At 67.0% G+C, this 15,903-nt stretch carries 14 protein-coding genes; 5 read left to right on the forward strand and 9 right to left on the reverse strand.

The window, feature by feature from the left end; all coding sequences use genetic code 11:
• On the forward strand, positions 1-993 hold a 993-nt coding region (locus QLQ86_RS08170), incomplete at its 5' end, for an S-(hydroxymethyl)glutathione dehydrogenase/class III alcohol dehydrogenase (protein WP_282816531.1).
• A 244-nt stretch (positions 994-1,237) separates the two neighbouring features.
• Entirely contained in the window at positions 1,238-1,807 is a 570-nt protein-coding gene (gene gfa / locus QLQ86_RS08175) for an S-(hydroxymethyl)glutathione synthase (RefSeq protein WP_282736861.1), read from the forward strand.
• Between the two features lie 80 nt (positions 1,808-1,887).
• Here gfa and QLQ86_RS08180 read toward each other — a convergent pair whose 3' ends face one another.
• The 6 genes from QLQ86_RS08180 to QLQ86_RS08205 all read right to left on the reverse strand — a co-directional run bounded on the left by QLQ86_RS08180 (position 1,888) and on the right by QLQ86_RS08205 (position 8,359).
• Positions 1,888-2,871: a branched-chain amino acid ABC transporter permease gene (locus QLQ86_RS08180; RefSeq protein ID WP_282736862.1), complete on the reverse strand. Its 984-nt coding sequence runs from the start codon at positions 2,869-2,871 to the stop codon at positions 1,888-1,890.
• A 4-nt stretch (positions 2,872-2,875) separates the two neighbouring features.
• Entirely contained in the window at positions 2,876-3,763 is an 888-nt protein-coding gene (locus tag QLQ86_RS08185; protein WP_282736863.1) for a branched-chain amino acid ABC transporter permease, read from the reverse strand.
• Between the two features lie 58 nt (positions 3,764-3,821).
• The gene (locus QLQ86_RS08190) at positions 3,822-5,042 is read right to left on the reverse strand and encodes an ABC transporter substrate-binding protein (RefSeq protein ID WP_282816532.1); all 1,221 of its coding nucleotides are present in this window, start codon (positions 5,040-5,042) and stop codon (positions 3,822-3,824) included.
• Positions 5,043-5,133: 91 nt separating this feature from the next.
• Positions 5,134-5,880: an ABC transporter ATP-binding protein gene (locus QLQ86_RS08195; protein WP_282736865.1), complete on the reverse strand. Its 747-nt coding sequence runs from the start codon at positions 5,878-5,880 to the stop codon at positions 5,134-5,136.
• Positions 5,877-6,653 carry an ABC transporter ATP-binding protein gene (locus QLQ86_RS08200; RefSeq protein ID WP_282736866.1) on the reverse strand — a complete coding sequence of 259 codons (777 nt, stop codon included), beginning with the start codon at positions 6,651-6,653 and terminating at the stop codon, positions 5,877-5,879. The genes QLQ86_RS08195 and QLQ86_RS08200 overlap by 4 nt, the downstream gene beginning before the upstream one ends.
• A gap of 326 nt (positions 6,654-6,979) precedes the next feature.
• Positions 6,980-8,359: an L-serine ammonia-lyase gene (locus tag QLQ86_RS08205; RefSeq protein WP_282816533.1), complete on the reverse strand. Its 1,380-nt coding sequence runs from the start codon at positions 8,357-8,359 to the stop codon at positions 6,980-6,982.
• A gap of 168 nt (positions 8,360-8,527) precedes the next feature.
• Between QLQ86_RS08205 and QLQ86_RS08210 the strand changes: the two genes are divergently transcribed.
• Together QLQ86_RS08210 and QLQ86_RS08215 are read left to right on the forward strand one after the other, a co-directional pair.
• Positions 8,528-9,466, forward strand: a complete 939-nt coding sequence (locus QLQ86_RS08210; RefSeq protein WP_282736868.1) for a LysR substrate-binding domain-containing protein — start codon at positions 8,528-8,530, stop codon at positions 9,464-9,466.
• Positions 9,467-9,528: 62 nt separating this feature from the next.
• Positions 9,529-10,185, forward strand: coding sequence for a hypothetical protein (locus QLQ86_RS08215; RefSeq protein ID WP_282816534.1), 657 nt, complete (start codon positions 9,529-9,531; stop codon positions 10,183-10,185).
• Between the two features lie 90 nt (positions 10,186-10,275).
• Here the strand turns inward: QLQ86_RS08215 and rpoD are convergent, their stop codons facing one another.
• The 3 genes from rpoD to rpsU form a co-directional block, all read right to left on the reverse strand.
• A complete protein-coding gene (rpoD, locus tag QLQ86_RS08220; protein WP_282736870.1) occupies positions 10,276-12,117 on the reverse strand; it encodes an RNA polymerase sigma factor RpoD in 1,842 nt (613 codons plus the stop codon).
• Between the two features lie 241 nt (positions 12,118-12,358).
• Positions 12,359-14,179 (reverse strand): DNA primase, encoded by a 1,821-nt coding sequence (gene dnaG / locus QLQ86_RS08225; protein ID WP_282816535.1) that lies wholly within the window; start codon positions 14,177-14,179, stop codon positions 12,359-12,361.
• A 119-nt stretch (positions 14,180-14,298) separates the two neighbouring features.
• Positions 14,299-14,514 carry a 30S ribosomal protein S21 gene (rpsU, locus tag QLQ86_RS08230; RefSeq protein ID WP_013333229.1) on the reverse strand — a complete coding sequence of 72 codons (216 nt, stop codon included), beginning with the start codon at positions 14,512-14,514 and terminating at the stop codon, positions 14,299-14,301.
• A gap of 267 nt (positions 14,515-14,781) precedes the next feature.
• On the opposite strand from rpsU, the gene tsaD reads away from it, so the two are divergent.
• Positions 14,782-15,819, forward strand: coding sequence for a tRNA (adenosine(37)-N6)-threonylcarbamoyltransferase complex transferase subunit TsaD (gene tsaD / locus QLQ86_RS08235; protein WP_282816536.1), 1,038 nt, complete (start codon positions 14,782-14,784; stop codon positions 15,817-15,819).
• The last annotated feature ends 84 nt before the right edge of the window (positions 15,820-15,903 follow it).

A 15,903-nucleotide genomic window follows, 5' to 3' on the forward strand; every position in this document is an offset into this window, starting at 1 on the left:
TGCCACACCGATGCCTTTACCCTCTCCGGTGCCGACCCGGAGGGCAACTTCCCGGCGGTGCTGGGCCACGAGGGGGCCGGCGTCGTCCAGGAGGTGGGCGAGGGCGTCACCAGCGTCAAGCCCGGCGATCACGTCATCCCGCTCTATACCGCCGAGTGCGGCCAGTGCAAGTTCTGCCTCTCGGGCAAGACCAACCTGTGCAGCGCGGTGCGCGCCACCCAGGGCAAGGGCGTGATGCCGGATGGCACCTCGCGCTTCTCGCTGGACGGCCAGATGCTGCACCACTACATGGGCACCTCCACCTTCAGCGAGTACACGGGGCTGCCCGAGGTCTCGCTGGCCGTGGTCTCCAAGGCGGCGCCGATGGACAAGATCTGCCTGCTGGGCTGCGGCGTGACCACCGGCATCGGCGCGGTGATGAACACCGCCAAGGTGGAGCCGGGCAGTACCGTCGCCGTCTTCGGCCTGGGCGCCATCGGCCTGGCGGTGATCCAGGGCGCGGTGATGGCCAAGGCCGCGCGGATCATCGCCATCGACGTCAACCCGGAGAAGTTCAAACTGGCCGAGCAGTTCGGCGCCACCGACTTCGTCAATCCCAAGGAGTACAGCGACCCCATCCAGCAGGTGATCGTCGACCTGACCGATGGCGGCGTCGACTACTCCTTCGAGTGCATCGGCAACGTCAACGTCATGCGCTCGGCGCTGGAGTGCTGCCACAAGGGCTGGGGCGAGTCGGTGATCATCGGCGTGGCCGGCGCCGGCGAGGAGATCAGCACGCGGCCGTTCCAACTGGTCACCGGGCGGGTCTGGAAGGGCTCCGCCTTCGGCGGGGTGAAGGGGCGGACCGAGCTGCCGGGCTACGTGGAGCGCTACATGAACGGCGAGATCAACATCGACGACTTCATCACCCACGACCTGCCCTTCGAGAAGATCAACGAAGCCTTCGAGCTGCTGCACCGCGGCGAGAGCATCCGCACCGTCCTACACTACTGAGGCTTCACTACTGAAGACGGCGTGACCGACAGGTACCGCCTGGCCCGCAACGACGCAGGTGATCGCCATGCTGACAAGACTACAAGAGGAGCGGAAGCCCATGAGCCTGATGGATACCTTGAAGCGCTGGTTCGGCGGCCAGGGGGCGACACCCTCGACGACGCCTCAGCAGGGCCGTGACCGACCCGAGACCCCCACAGCAACATCCTCCGCAGCAGCCACCACTACCCAGGGAGCCACTACCATGAGCGACATCAGGATCCATCCCGCCGTGGATAGCGGTGTGCGTGCCGGCAGCGACAGCTTCAACGGCGGCACCCTGCATTGCCACTGTAGCGAAAACCCCGTCGAGGTGACCGTCAAGGCACAGTGCGCCCACAACCATGTGTGCGGCTGCACCAAGTGCTGGAAACCCGGGGGAGCCCTGTTCTCGATGGTCGCCGTGGTACCCCGCGAGAGCCTCAGCGTTACCGCCAACGAGGACAAGCTGGAAGTCGTCGACACCTCCGCCGCCATCCAGCGACATGCCTGCAAGGAGTGCGGGGTTCACATGTTCGGCCGCATCGAGAATACCGACCACCCCTTCCACGGCCTGGACTTCATCCACACGGAACTCTCCGACGATAAGGGCTGGGCGGCGCCGGAGTTCGCCGCCTTCGTCTCCTCGATCATCGAATCGGGCGCCAACCCGGACAACATGGACAAGGTCCGCGGCCGGCTCAAGGAGCTGGGTCTCGAGCCTTACGACTGCCTGTCGCCTCCGCTGATGGATGCCATCGCCATCCATACGGCCAAAGCCAAGGGAGTACTGTGACGCTTGCCATCGCTGCGTGCCACGCACAGACGCCATCGGGCGCCCCTTGGGGCGCCCGATGGCGTTCTGGCCGCTTGGCCCTACTTGAAGTTCTTCTTCACCATCTTCTGGATCTCGCCGACGATGCCGCTGCGGAAGCTCAACACGCAGATCACGAAGATCAGGCCGAGGATCACGCCCACCCAGTTGCCCAGCGGCGACTGCGCCAGCTGGGTCTGCAGGCTGACCACGACCCCGGCGCCCACCACGGGGCCGAACAGGGTGCCCACCCCGCCCAGCAGGGTCATCAAGATCACCTCGCCGGACATGTGCCAGTGGGCGTCGGTGAGCGAGGCCAGTTGGAACACCACCGTCTTGGTGGACCCCGCCAGGCCCGCCAGGCCCGCGGAGAGCACGAAGGCTACCAGCTTGTAGGCGTCGACGTTGTAGCCCAGCGAGACGGCCCGCGGCTCGTTCTCGCGGATCGCCTTGAGCACCTGGCCGTAGGGCGAGTGCACGGCGCGCTGGATGATGGCGAAGCCGATCACGAAGACCGCCAGCACGAAGTAGTACATGTTGAGGTTGCTCTTCAGGCTGATCAGCCCGAACAGCTCGCCCCGTGGCACCCCGTGCAGGCCATCCTCGCCGCCGGTGAAGGGCGCCTGGACGAAGAAGAAGAACATCATCTGCGCCAGCGCCAGGGTCACCATGGCGAAGTAGATCCCCTGGCGGCGAATCGCCAGGGCGCCGAACAGGGTGCCCAGCACCACGGCGGCGAAGGTGCCGATCAGGATGCCCAGCTCCGGGGTCAGCCCCGGGTAGCTGGCCAGCATGATGCCGGTGAAGTAGCCGCCGGTGGCCAGGAAGGCGGCATGCCCGAAGGAGAGCAGGCCGGCGTAGCCAAGCAGCAGGTTGAAGGCGCAGGCGAACAGCGCGAAGCACAGCACCTTCATCAGAAACACCGGGTAGGCCACGAAGGGCGCGACAAGCGCGATGGCGATCAGGACCAGATAGAGGCCATTGCGACGCAGCCGGGCGTTGCGCTGCCGCTGCATGGCCGGCGTCAGGGTCTGGGTTGCGGACATGATGTCATGCCTCCTTGCCGAAGAGTCCCGCGGGGCGCAGCAGCAGTACCAGGATCATCACCAGGAAGATCACGGTGTTGGCGGCCTCGGGGTAGTAGACCTTGGTGAGGCCCTCGATCAGGCCCATGGACAGGCCGGTGATGACGGCGCCGATGATCGAGCCCATGCCACCGATCACCACCACCGCGAAGACCACGATCAGCAGGCTCGAGCCCATGGTCGGCGACACCGGGTAGAGCGGGGCGGCCAGCACCCCGGCGAGGGCGGCGAGCGCCACGCCAAAGCCGTAGGTCAGGGTGATCAGCTGGGGCACATTGACCCCGAAGGCCTGCATCAGCGCCGAGTTCTCGGTGCCGGCGCGCAGGTAGGCGCCGAGACGGGTGCGCTCGATGACGAACCAGGTACCCAGGCAGACCACCAGCGCCGCCACCAGCACCCAGCCACGGTAGGTGGGCAGGAACATGAAGCCCAGATTGAGCCCGCCCTGAAGGGCCTCGGGCGTGGGGTAGCTGGAGCCCGACACGCCGAAGAAGTTGATCAGGGTGCCCTCGAAGATCAGTGCCAGGCCGAAGGTGAGCAGCAGCCCGTAGAGGTGGTCGAGATGAGCGATACGCCGCAGCAGGTAGCGTTCGATCAGCATGCCCAGCCCACCCACCACGAGGGGGACGAGCAGCAGTGCCACCCAGTAGTTGAGCCCCAGATACTGCAGGCCCAGCAGGGCGGCGAAAGCCCCCAGCATGTACATGGCCCCGTGGGCGAAGTTGACGATCTTCAGCAGGCCGAAGATCACCGCCAGCCCCAGGCTGAGCAGGGCATAGAAGGCACCGTTGATCAGGCCCAGCATCAGCTGGCCCATGAACACCGCCAACGGCACCCCGAAAATCATTGTCATGTCATGGACCTCCCGTCAGAGAGGCGGCGGCCGAAGCCGCCGCCGGTTCCGGCCGTGCTCAGTTGTTGACCAGCTTGCACTGGCTATCGGAGAGCGGCCGGTAGGCCTCTTCGGCGGGGATGGTGGCCTGGATCTCGTAGAGGTCCCACTCACCGGTGGACTCCTCCGGCGACTTCACCTCGGCCAGATACATGTCGTGGACCATGCGGCCATCCTCGCGGATATGGCCGTTGCGCGAGAAGAAATCCTCCACCGGGCGCTCGGCCATGGCGGCGCGGATAGTCTCGGGGTCGTCGGTACCCGCCTCGGCCACCGTTTCCAGATAATGCATAGTGCTGGAGTAGATGCCCGCCTGCACCATGGTCGGCATGCGTTCGGTGCGCTCATAGTAGCGCTCGGCCCACTCGCGGGCCTGGTCGTCCATGTCCCAGTACCAGCCGGTGGTGAGCAGCAGACCCTGGGTATCCTCGAGCCCCATGGCGTGAACGTCGTTGAGGAAGATCAGCAGGCCGGCAAGCTGCTGGCCGCCCTGGACCACACCGAACTGGCTGGCGGTAGTGATGGCATTGACGGTGTCGGCACCGGCGTTCGCCAGGCCGATGATCTTGGCACCGGACCCCTGGGCCTGGAGGATATAGGAGGAGAAGTCGCTGGTCGGGAAGGGGTGACGGATGGTATCGACGATCTCGCCACCGTTCTCTTCCACCACCTTGGTCACGTCGCCCTCGAGGGCATGACCGAAGGCATAGTCGGCGGTGAGCATGAACCAGGTGTCGCCTCCCTGCTCCACCACCGCCTTGGCCGTGCCGTTGGCCAGCGGATAGGTGTCATAGACCCAGTGGATGTGGTTCGGCGTGCAGTGCTCGTTGGTGATGCTGGAGGCGGCGGAGCCGGAGACGATGCCCAGGCCGTTGTTCTCCTCGATCACCTTGGTCGCGGCAATGGTCACCGAGGAGGCGACCAGGCCGGCGACCAGGTCGACGTTGCGGGTGTCGAACCACTCGCGCACGGTGTTGGCACCCACGTCCGCGCTGTTGCGATCGTCGGCGCTGAAGACCTCGATCGGGGCGCCGTTCACCTCGCCGCCGAAGTCCTCGATGGCCATCTCCAGGGCCTCGAGGCCGCCGGGGCCGGCCAGGTCGCGGTAGGTGCCGGACATGTCGGCCAGGTAGCCGATGCGTACCTCGTCGTCACTCATCTGTGCCTGGGCGCCGCTGGCCATCAGGGTGGCGGTGGCGAGTGCGATGCTGCTGGCAAGCGTCTTCCTGTTGAAGGTCATGGTGTCATCTCCGTGGCCCCGGGTGGGGCTACTTGTTGTTGTCGATGCGGGTTGCATTGCGGTGGATGAACTGCCGGGCGACGGCGAACCGTCATACCCCCAGCAGGGAGTTGAGGTGCTCGCGCCGCGAGGGCAGCTCGGCGGCACTGATCTCCTCGATGATGCGGCCGTGCTCCATCACGAAGTGGCGGTCGGCCAGCGGGGCGGCGAAGCGGAAGTTCTGCTCCACCAGCACGATGGTCATGCCGCGCTCCTTGAGCTTGACCAGTACCTCGCCCAGCGCCTGGACGATGACCGGGGCGAGCCCCTCGGTGATCTCGTCGAGCAGCAGCAGCCGGGCCCCGGTGCGCAGGATGCGCGCCATGGCCAGCATCTGCTGCTCGCCCCCGGAGAGCCGGGTGCCCTGGCTGCGGCGCCGCTCGAAGAGGTTGGGGAACATCGCGTAGATCTCATCGATCCCCATCCCGCCGCTGCGCACCGTGGGCGGCAGCAGCAGGTTTTCCTCGACGTCGAGGCTGGCGAAGATGCCGCGCTCCTCGGGGCAGTAGCCGATGCCCAGCCGCGGGATGCGGTGCGGCTTCATGGCCAGGGTCTCGGTGCCGTTGATGACGATCGACCCGGTGCGCCGGCCGACCATGTTCATGATCGCCTTGAGGGTGGTGCTGCGCCCGGCGCCGTTGCGCCCCAGCAGCGTCACCAGTTCGCCGCGCTTCACGTCGAAGTCGACGCCGTGGAGGATGTGCGACTCGCCGTAGAAGGCGTGCAGGTCGCTGACCCGCAGCATCTCGGCGCCGTCCAGGTCGTGGTAGTCGGTGAGCTTCTCGGCTGCCTGACTCATGCGCTGGCCTCCTCTTCCGCGGTGGCATCGCTGCCCATATAGGCCTCGCGCACCTGGGGATTCCGTGAGACTTCCTGGTAGTCGCCCTCGGCCAGCACACTACCGCGCGCCAGCACGGTGATGCGGTCGCACAGCCGGCTGACCACGCTGAGGTTGTGCTCCACCATCAGCACGGTGCGGCCCTTCGAGACCCGGCGGATCAGCTCGACGATGCGGTCGACGTCCTCGGCGCCCATGCCCTGGGTCGGCTCGTCGAGCAGCATCAGGGTAGGTTCCAGGGCCAGGGTGGTGGCCACCTCCAGCGCCCGCTTGCGCCCGTAGGGCATCTCCACGGTGAGCACGTCGGCGTACTCGCGCAGGCCCACCTCGTCGAGGAGTTCCAGGGCCCGCTCGTTGAGGTGCTCGAGGCTCTTCTCGGATTTCCAGAAGTGGAAGGAGGTGCCGAGCTTGCGCTGCAGCGCCACCCGCACGTTCTCCATGGCCGTCATGTGGGCGAACACCGCGGAGATCTGGAAGGAGCGCACCAGCCCCAGCCGGGCGATCTCGTTGGCCTTCATGCCGGTGATCGGCTTGTCGCGATAGAGGATCTCGCCGCGGGTGGGCGGCAGGAACTTGGTGAGCAGGTTGAAGACGGTGGTCTTGCCGGCCCCGTTGGGGCCGATCAGGGCATGGATATGCCCCTCCCGGACCTGCAGGTTGACGTCGTCCACGGCAGTGAAGCCGCGAAACTCCTTGGTCAACCCGCGAGTTTCCAGTATGAACTCCTGGGTCATGGTTCGTCCTCTCTGGATCGCTCGGGCGATCCGCCGTGGATGCTGTTGTCGTTGTTGTCGGCCGTTGTTGTGGTTGCGGCGGTTCCGGCATCGAGGGCCTGGATGACACTTTCAGGCTGCCCCGGAGAACACTCTGCACTTTACGTTAACGTAAGCTAGAGGACTGGCCGCGGCACGGCAACAGGAGAAGCGCCGAACTCGACCAATGGTGTAGACGCCCGCGCGATCAATAGCTTGCAAACTATGTCGGGCAAAAAAAGACGCGATGCCCCTTGCGGGACATCGCGCCTGCTCTGGCTCGAGGCCGCGGCTGCCATAGGCAGCCGTCAGCACTCGATGGCGTTGACGGCCAGGCCGCCGCGGGAGGTCTCCTTGTACTTCTCCTGCATGTCGGCACCGGTGTCGCGCATGGTGCGGATCACGTGGTCCAGGGAAACGAAGTGCTCGCCGTCGCCGCGCAGGGCCATGCGTGCGGCATTGATGGCCTTGACCGAGGCGATGGCGTTGCGCTCGATGCAGGGCACCTGCACCAGGCCGCCGATCGGGTCGCAGGTCAGGCCCAGGTTATGCTCGAGGCCGATCTCGGCGGCATTCTCCACCTGGCCCACGCTGCCGCCCATCACCTCAGCGAGGCCGGCGGCGGCCATGGCGCAGGCCGACCCGACCTCGCCCTGGCAGCCCACCTCGGCGCCGGAGATGGAGGCATTCTTCTTGCACAGGATCCCCACGGCACCGGCGGTAAGCAGGAAGTCCACCACCTCCCGCTCGCAGGCTTCCGGCTGGAACTTCATGTAATAGTGCAGCACCGCCGGGATGATCCCCGCCGCCCCGTTGGTGGGGGCCGTGACCATGCGCCCGCCGGCGGCATTCTCCTCGTTCACCGCCAGGGCGAAGACGTTGACCCAGTCCATCGCCGAGAAGGTCGAGGCGATCAGGCTGTCATCGCCGTCCATGGCCAGCAGCCGCCGGTGCAGCGAGGCCGCCCGGCGCCGGACCTCGAGCCCCCCGGGCAGCACGCCTTCGGCGGCGAGCCCGCTCTGCACGCAGGCCTGCATGGCCTGCCAGATCTCCCACAGGCCGGCGCGCACCTCGGCCTCGCTGCGCCAGGCCTTCTCGTTCTCCATCATCAGCTCACTGATGCGCAGGTCATGCATGCGGCACAGCGCCATCAGCTCGGCGGCGGAATGGAAGTCATAGGGCAGGGCCGTGGTGTCGCTGTCCAGCTCGCCGGAACGCGCCTGGGCCTCGTCGACCACGAAGCCGCCTCCCACGGAGTAGTAGACGTTGCGATGGAGCGTCTCCGCCTGCCCGTGGGCGACCAGGGTCAGGGCGTTGGGATGGTAGGGCAGGCTCTCGTCGTGCCACTGCAGGTCCCGGCTCCAGTGGAAGGGGATCGCCTGGTGGCCGTCGAGGTGCAGGGTCCGGGACTCGAGCAGCGCCTCGATGCGCGGGGCGACGATGGACGGGTCGATGTGCGACGGATGTTCGCCGATCAGCCCCATCACCACCGCCCGGTCGGTGCCGTGGCCCTTGCCGGTGGCGGAGAGCGAGCCATGCAGGTGAATCTCCAGGCGCGTCACGCGCTCCAGCAGGTCGCGACGTTTCAGCTCCTGGACGAAATCATGAGCCGCCGCCATCGGCCCCACGGTGTGGGAGCTCGAGGGCCCGATGCCGATCTTGAACAGGTCGAAGACGCTGATTGCCATGGAAGAACCTCGCGTGACTGACAGGGTGGCCGGGGCGGAGCCTTGTAGCCTCCGGGTTCAGCGCTACTGAACGTTTCTGGCCTTGGGTTGACGTTGCCTCTATGCTGGTGCGGCATCGCCCCAGCAACAAGCCAGAATATCTCGCCCACAGTATAGCCCAGCTAAACCATGAGCCGACTCCTGCACGCCCAGACCCACGCCTGGCTGAAGGTCTTCGCCATCAGCGCCCGCCACCTCTCCTTCACCCGGGCGGCGGAGGAGCTGCACGTCACCACCGGCGCGGTGAGCCAGCAGATCAAGCAGCTGGAGGAACGCCTGGGCTTCAAGCTGTTCCGTCGCCTGCCCCGGCGGCTGGAGCTGACCGAGGAGGGCCGCCGCCTGGCGGCGGTGGTGGACGAGGCCTACCAGGCCGTGGGCCTGGAGGTGCGGCGACTGCGCAGCGGGGTGATGAGCGGGGTGATCCGCCTGCGTTCGGTACCCTCCTTCCTGCACAAGTGGCTGATGCCGCGCCTGCCGCGGCTGCAGGCGCGCTTTCCCGACATCGAGCTGCATGTCAGGGCCGAGGACAGCAGCCTCTCGCTGCGCGACGGCGACTTCGACCTGGCCCTCGACCTCAACGATGGCCAGGCCCCGGGACTCTCCATCACGTCGCTGATGGAAGAGCACATCTTCCCGGTCTGCGCCCCCGCCCTGCTGCGCGGCCGCCCGCCCCTTCGCCACCCCGCCGACCTGGCCTGGTACCCGCTGCTGCACGACGTCACCGCCTGGCGCGGCAGCCACGAGCATGCCGAATGGGAGCGCTACCTGGAGGCCATCGAGGCCCCGCCCCTGAACTTGCGCCGGGGCTACACCTTCAACCGCAACCATCTGACCATGGAGGCGGCCATCGCCGGCATGGGGGTCGCCATCGCCCGCCAGACACTGATCCGCGGCGAACTGGAGAGCGGTGCGCTGATCGCCCCCTTCGCGCAGCGGGTGCCCACCGGCATGCGCTACGGCATCGTGCATGCCCCGGGCGCGCTCGACGACCGGCGGGTGTCCGCCGTACACGACTGGATCGTCGAGGAGGCGCGCCGCGCCACCCAGGCAGGCCTGCCGGTCGAGTAGGCACGCCGGGGGGCAGGACGGTACAATACTCGCTTCGCATGTCATGCTCGAACGGACTCACGATGCCTCCCCACCTTCCCCCCGAACGCCCCATGCCGATCGGCTTCGCCGCCACCTGTCTGAGGGCCATCCTCTACATCCTGCTGGTCGCCGGCATCGCCCAGGGCGTCTACGTCGAGGCCCTCTACCTGCCCGAGACCCGTTTCTCGGAACGGGGCTTCACCGAGCTGGCCCAGAGCGGCCTGCTGGCGCTCTCAACGTTGCTGCTGCTCTACGTGAGGGTCGGGCTGCGCGAACTGCCGCAGGTGAGCCTGCTGCTGCTCGCCTTCGTGGCGAGCTCCCTGGTCCGCGAGCAGGATGCCCTGCTCGATGCCCGCGTCTTCGACGGGGCCTGGCAGCTGCTGGTGGCGCTGATCATCCTGCCGAGCCTCTACGGCGTGATCCGCCACCGCCGTGAATTCGCCGCCCAGTTCGCGGGCTACGCCAACAGCCTCTCCTTCGGCCTGTTCGCCGCCGGCTTCCTGACCACCTACGTCTTCTCGCGACTCTATGGCCGCAGCGAGATGTGGCAGGCGATTCTCCGTGACGACTATGTGCGCACCTTCAAGGATGCCGCCGAGGAGGTGGTGGAGCTGTTCGGCTATGCACTGATCCTGATCGCCATGATCGAGCTGGTCCTGCTGAGCCGCCGATGGGCCCTGGCGCGTCGCGCCGCCTGACGCACCCCCGAATGCAACAAGCCCCGCAGGCATCGCCTGCGGGGCTTGTCGTTGGGGCGGGCATGACGCCCTTCCCGTCCTTCCCGGCGACTACTCGTCGAGGAAGGAGCGCAGCGGCTCGGAGCGGCTGGGGTGGCGCAGCTTGCGCAGTGCCTTGGCCTCGATCTGGCGGATTCGCTCGCGGGTGACGTCGAACTGCTTGCCGACCTCCTCGAGGGTGTGATCGGTGTTCATGTCGATGCCGAAGCGCATGCGCAGCACCTTGGCCTCGCGGGCGGTGAGGCCGCCGAGCACGTTGCGGGTCGCCTCGATCAGCCCCTCGCCGGTCGCCGAGTCGATGGGCAGCAGGATGGTGCCGTCCTCGATGAAATCGCCCAGGTGCGAGTCGTCATCGTCGCCGATGGGCGTCTCCATGGAGATCGGCTCCTTGGCGATCTTGAGCACCTTGCGCACCTTGTCCTCGGGCATCTCGAGGCGCTCGCCAAGCTCTTCCGGGGTCGGCTCGCGGCCCATCTCCTGCAGCATCTGGCGGGAGACGCGATTGAGCTTGTTGATGGTCTCGATCATGTGCACCGGGATGCGGATGGTGCGCGCCTGGTCGGCGATCGAACGGGTGATCGCCTGGCGGATCCACCAGGTCGCGTAGGTGGAGAACTTGTAGCCGCGACGGTACTCGAACTTGTCCACCGCCTTCATCAGGCCGATGTTGCCCTCCTGGATCAGGTCCAGGAACTGCAGGCCGCGGTTGGTGTACTTCTTGGCGATGGAGATCACCAGGCGCAGGTTGGCCTCGACCATCTCCTTCTTGGCCCGGCGCGCCTTGGCCTCGCCGATGGAGAGCCGGCGGTTGACCTCCTTGATCTCGGTCACCGGCAGCTGGATCATCTCCTCCTCGAAGGCGATCTTGCGCTGGGCACGCTGGATGTCGCCACGCAGGGGCGCCAGGCGAGCCGCGTACTTCGGATTGGCGGCGCTGAACTCGTCGAGCCACTCGGGGCTCGACTCGCTGCCCGGAAAGGCCTTGATGAAGGTCTTGCGCGGCACCTTCGACTTCTTCACGCACAGCTGCATGATCGCCTTTTCCTGGGCGCGCACCTGCTCGACACTGATGCGTACCTGCCCCACCAGGCGCTCGAAGTGCTTGGGCACCAGCTTGATCGGCGAGAACAGCTGGGCGAGACGCGCCAGCTCCTCCTGGGCCTCCTTCGAGCCGCGGCCGTGGGCCTCGATGGCGGCCTGGGCCGCGGCGTTCTGCTCGCGGATCTGCTCGAAGCGGGCCCGGGCCTCCTCGGGGTCGGGACCGCCGGTCGTCTCCTCCTCGGCCTCGCCGTCCTCGTCATCGGCATCGCCCTCGGCCTCGTCGCGGGGCTCCTCCTCGGGAACCTCCGCCTCGGCCACGCCGGGAATCCCCTCGTCGGGATCGATGAAGCCGGAGAAGAGGTCGGAGAGGCGCCCGGGGGCCTCCTCGTCCTGGGTCGCATCATAGGCATCGAGAATGGAATCCACGGCACCGGGCAGGTAGGCCAGCGCCGACATCACCTCGCGGGTACCCTCCTCGATGCGCTTGGCGATCTCGATCTCGCCTTCGCGGGTCAGCAGCTCCACCGTCCCCATTTCGCGCATGTACATGCGCACGGGATCGGTGGTGCGGCCGACGTCGCTCTCCACGGCGGCGAGTGCGGCGACGGCCTCTTCGGCGGCCGACTCGTCCGTGGAATGATCCGACATCATCAGGGTGTCTTCATCGGGGGCTTCCTCGACGACACTGATGCCCATGTCGTTGATCATGCCGATGATGTCTTCCACCTGATCCGGGTCGGCGATATCCTCGGGAAGGTGGTCGTTGACCTCGGCATAGGTCAGGAAGCCCTGTTCCTTGCCGCGCGCGATCAACTCCTTCAGACGTGACTGCTGCTGCGCATTTCCAGCCATAGAAACCCTATCTCGACGAAGAAGAATGAAGCACCTGAAGCACTGAGGCGGTGAAAACTCGATAAGCCGAACAGTATAGCGGGTGAAACCACCTTTCTGCCAGTTCGGTGTATTTGCGCGGTCATTCAGGTGTGTTAGGTTGTCAGGTTGCGCCGTTCGCGGGCACTCCCCTCGTATGTGGTGATAGTAGGAGAAAATTCAACCCCGCCGCCAATGTCCTACCGCGGGGCGGTGCCTTGCCTCACCCCTTGAGCTCGGTGAGCAGCCCCATCAGGCGCTGGCGCTCCTCCTGCGAAAGCCGCTCTCCCCGCTGTTGCTTTGACAGCAGCGCATCGACTTCCTCCTGATGCGACGGCCTGAGACGGTGTCGCCGGAAGTGCTCGACCAGCCCGTCCAGTTCGGCGGCCCGCGCGCCCGGCGGGATGAGCAGCTCGCGGCGCGCCAGCTCGGCCAGCCGCTCGCCCTCCGGTGTGCCGTGGAAGTGAGCCAGCAGCACCTGAGCGCTGCGATAGCGCCCCGCCCGCAACAGCCGCTCCACCTCGTGGCACAGCCGGGCTTCCGGGTCCTCCCCGGGATACCAGTCGCTCTCCTCGGGCAGGCGCTCCACCAGCCGCGGCTCATGGACCAGCAGCTGCAGCACACGCCCCATCAGGCTCAGCGCCCCCCCTACCGGACCGCCCCCTCGTGGCGGACGGGGCCGGGACGCCTCGTCGCGCCCGGCATCCACCGCGGGGGGGGGTTCGGCCTCCGGCGTCTCCCGTGGCGTAACCAGCGCCTCGAAGCGCGACTGGTCGACGCCGGTGCGTCGCGAGAGCTCCGTCAGCAGCAGCGACTTGAGCACCCCTTCCGGCAGCTTGCCGATCGCCGACAGCACCTGGCTGGCGAAGCGTTCGCGCGCCTCGATCGTCGCCAGATCGCGCCCCTCGGCGGCGTGATCGAAGAGGAATTCCGACAGGGGGCTGGCACAGGTGATGCGATCCTCGAAGGCCTCCGGGCCCTCCCGACGCACCAGCGTGTCGGGATCCTCCCCCTCGGGCAGGAACATGAAGCGCGCCTGGCGCCCGTCGATCATCTGCGGCAATACCGTCTGCAGCGCCCGGGCGGCGGCCTGGCGACCGGCCCGGTCACCATCGAAGCAGAACACCACCTCGCCGACCATCCGGAACAGCCGCCCCAGGTGCTCCTCGCTGGTGGAGGTGCCGAGGGTGGCCACGGCGTTGCGGATGCCGAACTGGGCCAGCGCCACCACGTCCATGTAGCCCTCGACGATCACCAGCCGCTCGAGCCGTGGATTGGCCTGCCGGGCCTCGAAAAGGCCGTAGAGCTCGCGCCCCTTGTGGAACACTGGCGTCTCGGGCGAGTTGAGGTACTTGGGCTTGGCGTCTCCCAGCACTCGCCCGCCGAAGGCAATGGTGCGGCCGCGAATATCGCGGATCGGGAACATCACCCGGTCGCGGAAGCGGTCATAGGTCCGCCCGCTCTCCTCGCGATGCACCAGCAGGCCATACTCGATCTGCACCGCCTCGGCGACGCCGCGCTCCGAGAGGTGACGCTTGAGCGCCTCCCAGCCGGCCGGGGCATAGCCGATGGCGAAGGCCTGCTGCACCTCCGGCGACAGCCCGCGCTCGGCAAGGTAACGGCGGGCGCCCTCCCCTTCCGGCATCTTCAGCCGCTCACGGTAGTAGCTGGCCGAGAGCTCCAGCAGGTTGACCCCCTGCTTGCGCTTGCGCTCGCGGGCCTGGGCGTGCGGGTCGTCCGCCCCTTCACGCGGCACCTCCATGCCCAGGCGCGCGGCGAGCTGTTCCACCGCCTCGGGGAAGCGCAGGTTCTCGTACTCCATCAGGAAACGCAGGGCATTGCCGTGGGCGCCGCAGCCGAAGCAGTGGTAGAACTGCTTGTCGGCGCTGACGGTGAACGACGGCGACTTCTCCTGATGGAAGGGACAGAGACCCGAATGGTTACGCCCGGCCTTCTTCAGCTTCACGCGCTCGCCGACCACCTCGACCACGTCGACACGGGCCAGGAGGTCATCGATGAAGCGCTGGGGAATCTGGCCGGACATTCGGGCACCCTGGGTAGTACGGGAGAGGCGACGAAAAACAAGCGGCCACCGTTAGGCGGCCGCTTGGCGTCCCTCTTGAGACGACAGGGGCCGGATGCCCCTACCGACTCCAGTACGGATCAATAGAGCCGTTCGAAACGCTTGCGCTCACGCTGAAGCTTCTTAGCATGGCGCTTGACGGCCGCGGCCGCCTTGCGCTTGCGCTCTGCGGTCGGCTTCTCGTACTGCTCGCGACGACGCACTTCCGAGAGAACACCGGCTTTTTCACAGGAACGCTTGAAGCGACGCAGCGCGACGTCAAACGGCTCGTTATCACGTACTTTGACAGAAGGCATTAAGCACTCACCTACCTTGGGTAACTTGAGTTCGGTTTGTACGCACACCTTGCGAGGACCACTCGCCATCACGCAACGATCGCCGGAATCGCCTGGCGAACCGGAACGATGCGTGAAAGGCGGAAGGCCACTCATGGGTGCACGACCCAGTCTTGCAGCGGACAGTATTCTAGTCGCCACACCGGACGCGTGCAAATCGTTTCCGCACTGCGCCTGCGGGGCAAAAGGCGTAGAATGCCGCCTTCCACGTACCACCGAGCCATCACCATGCGCGTACTGGGCATCGAGACCTCCTGCGACGAGACCGGCGTCGCCCTCTTCGACACCGAGCGCGGCCTCGTGGCCGACGCCCTCTACAGCCAGATCGCCATGCACGCCGAGTACGGCGGCGTGGTCCCGGAGCTCGCTTCCCGGGACCATACCCGCCGCCTGCTGCCGCTGATCCAGCAGGTGATGGACGACGCCGGCCTGGCACGCACCGGGCTCGATGCCATCGCCTACACCGCAGGCCCCGGGCTGGTCGGTGCACTGATGGTGGGGGCCAGCACCGCCCATGGCATGGCCCGGGCGCTGGAGATCCCGGTGCTCGGCGTCCACCACATGGAGGGCCACCTGCTGGCCCCCATGCTGGAGGACGAGCCCCCCGACTTCCCCTTCGTCGCCCTGCTGGTCTCCGGCGGCCATACCCAACTGGTCGAGGTGCGCGGTCTGGGCCAGTATCGCCTGCTCGGCGAGTCGGTGGACGACGCCGCCGGCGAGGCCTTCGACAAGGCGGCCAAGATGCTGGGCCTCGACTACCCCGGCGGCCCCCATGTCGCGAAGCTGGCCGAGGCCGGTGACCCCAGCCGCTTCCGCTTCCCGCGACCGATGACCGACCGCCCGGGACTCGACTTCAGCTTCTCGGGGCTCAAGACCCACACCCTGACCGCCATCCGCCAACTCGAGCAGGCTAGCGGCCTCGACGACCAGGCACGCGCCGACGTCGCCCGCGCCTTCGAGGAAGCAGTGGTCGATACCCTGGTGATCAAGTGCCGCCGCGCGCTGGACGCGACCGGCCTCAAGCGCCTGGTAGTGGCCGGTGGCGTCAGCGCCAACGTGCGGTTGCGCGAACGCCTGGAGCGGGAGTGCGCCAAGCGAGACGCCCGGGCCTACTACCCACGCGGGCGCTTCTGCACCGACAACGGCGCGATGATTGCCTATGTCGGCGCCCAGCGCCTGCTGGCCGGCGAGCATGACGAGACCGGCATCATGCAGGCGGTGCCACGCTGGCCGATGGAGACTCTCGAGGCACCCGTCACCGCCTGACTTTCGCCATGATTGCCCTCTCCATGGTCACAGCGCCCAGCGCCTGCTGGCCGGCGAGCACGACGAGACCGGCATCATGCAGGC

Origin of the sequence: Halomonas rhizosphaerae (genome assembly GCF_030012485.1) — a bacterium.
GTDB lineage: Bacteria > Pseudomonadota > Gammaproteobacteria > Pseudomonadales > Halomonadaceae > Halomonas > Halomonas rhizosphaerae.

Coding starts and splice junctions, on each gene's coding strand:
- QLQ86_RS08190 (WP_282816532.1), bottom strand. CDS start 5,042: ATGACCTTCAACAGGAAGACGCTTGCCAGCAGCATCGCACTCGCCACC.
- tsaD (WP_282816536.1), top strand. CDS start 14,782: ATGCGCGTACTGGGCATCGAGACCTCCTGCGACGAGACCGGCGTCGCC.
- rpoD (WP_282736870.1), bottom strand. CDS start 12,117: ATGGCTGGAAATGCGCAGCAGCAGTCACGTCTGAAGGAGTTGATCGCG.
- QLQ86_RS08210 (WP_282736868.1), top strand. CDS start 8,528: ATGAGCCGACTCCTGCACGCCCAGACCCACGCCTGGCTGAAGGTCTTC.
- QLQ86_RS08180 (WP_282736862.1), bottom strand. CDS start 2,871: ATGTCCGCAACCCAGACCCTGACGCCGGCCATGCAGCGGCAGCGCAAC.
- QLQ86_RS08195 (WP_282736865.1), bottom strand. CDS start 5,880: ATGAGTCAGGCAGCCGAGAAGCTCACCGACTACCACGACCTGGACGGC.
- QLQ86_RS08205 (WP_282816533.1), bottom strand. CDS start 8,359: ATGGCAATCAGCGTCTTCGACCTGTTCAAGATCGGCATCGGGCCCTCG.
- gfa (WP_282736861.1), top strand. CDS start 1,238: ATGAGCGACATCAGGATCCATCCCGCCGTGGATAGCGGTGTGCGTGCC.
- QLQ86_RS08200 (WP_282736866.1), bottom strand. CDS start 6,653: ATGACCCAGGAGTTCATACTGGAAACTCGCGGGTTGACCAAGGAGTTT.
- rpsU (WP_013333229.1), bottom strand. CDS start 14,514: ATGCCTTCTGTCAAAGTACGTGATAACGAGCCGTTTGACGTCGCGCTG.
- QLQ86_RS08185 (WP_282736863.1), bottom strand. CDS start 3,763: ATGACAATGATTTTCGGGGTGCCGTTGGCGGTGTTCATGGGCCAGCTG.
- QLQ86_RS08215 (WP_282816534.1), top strand. CDS start 9,529: ATGCCTCCCCACCTTCCCCCCGAACGCCCCATGCCGATCGGCTTCGCC.
- dnaG (WP_282816535.1), bottom strand. CDS start 14,179: ATGTCCGGCCAGATTCCCCAGCGCTTCATCGATGACCTCCTGGCCCGT.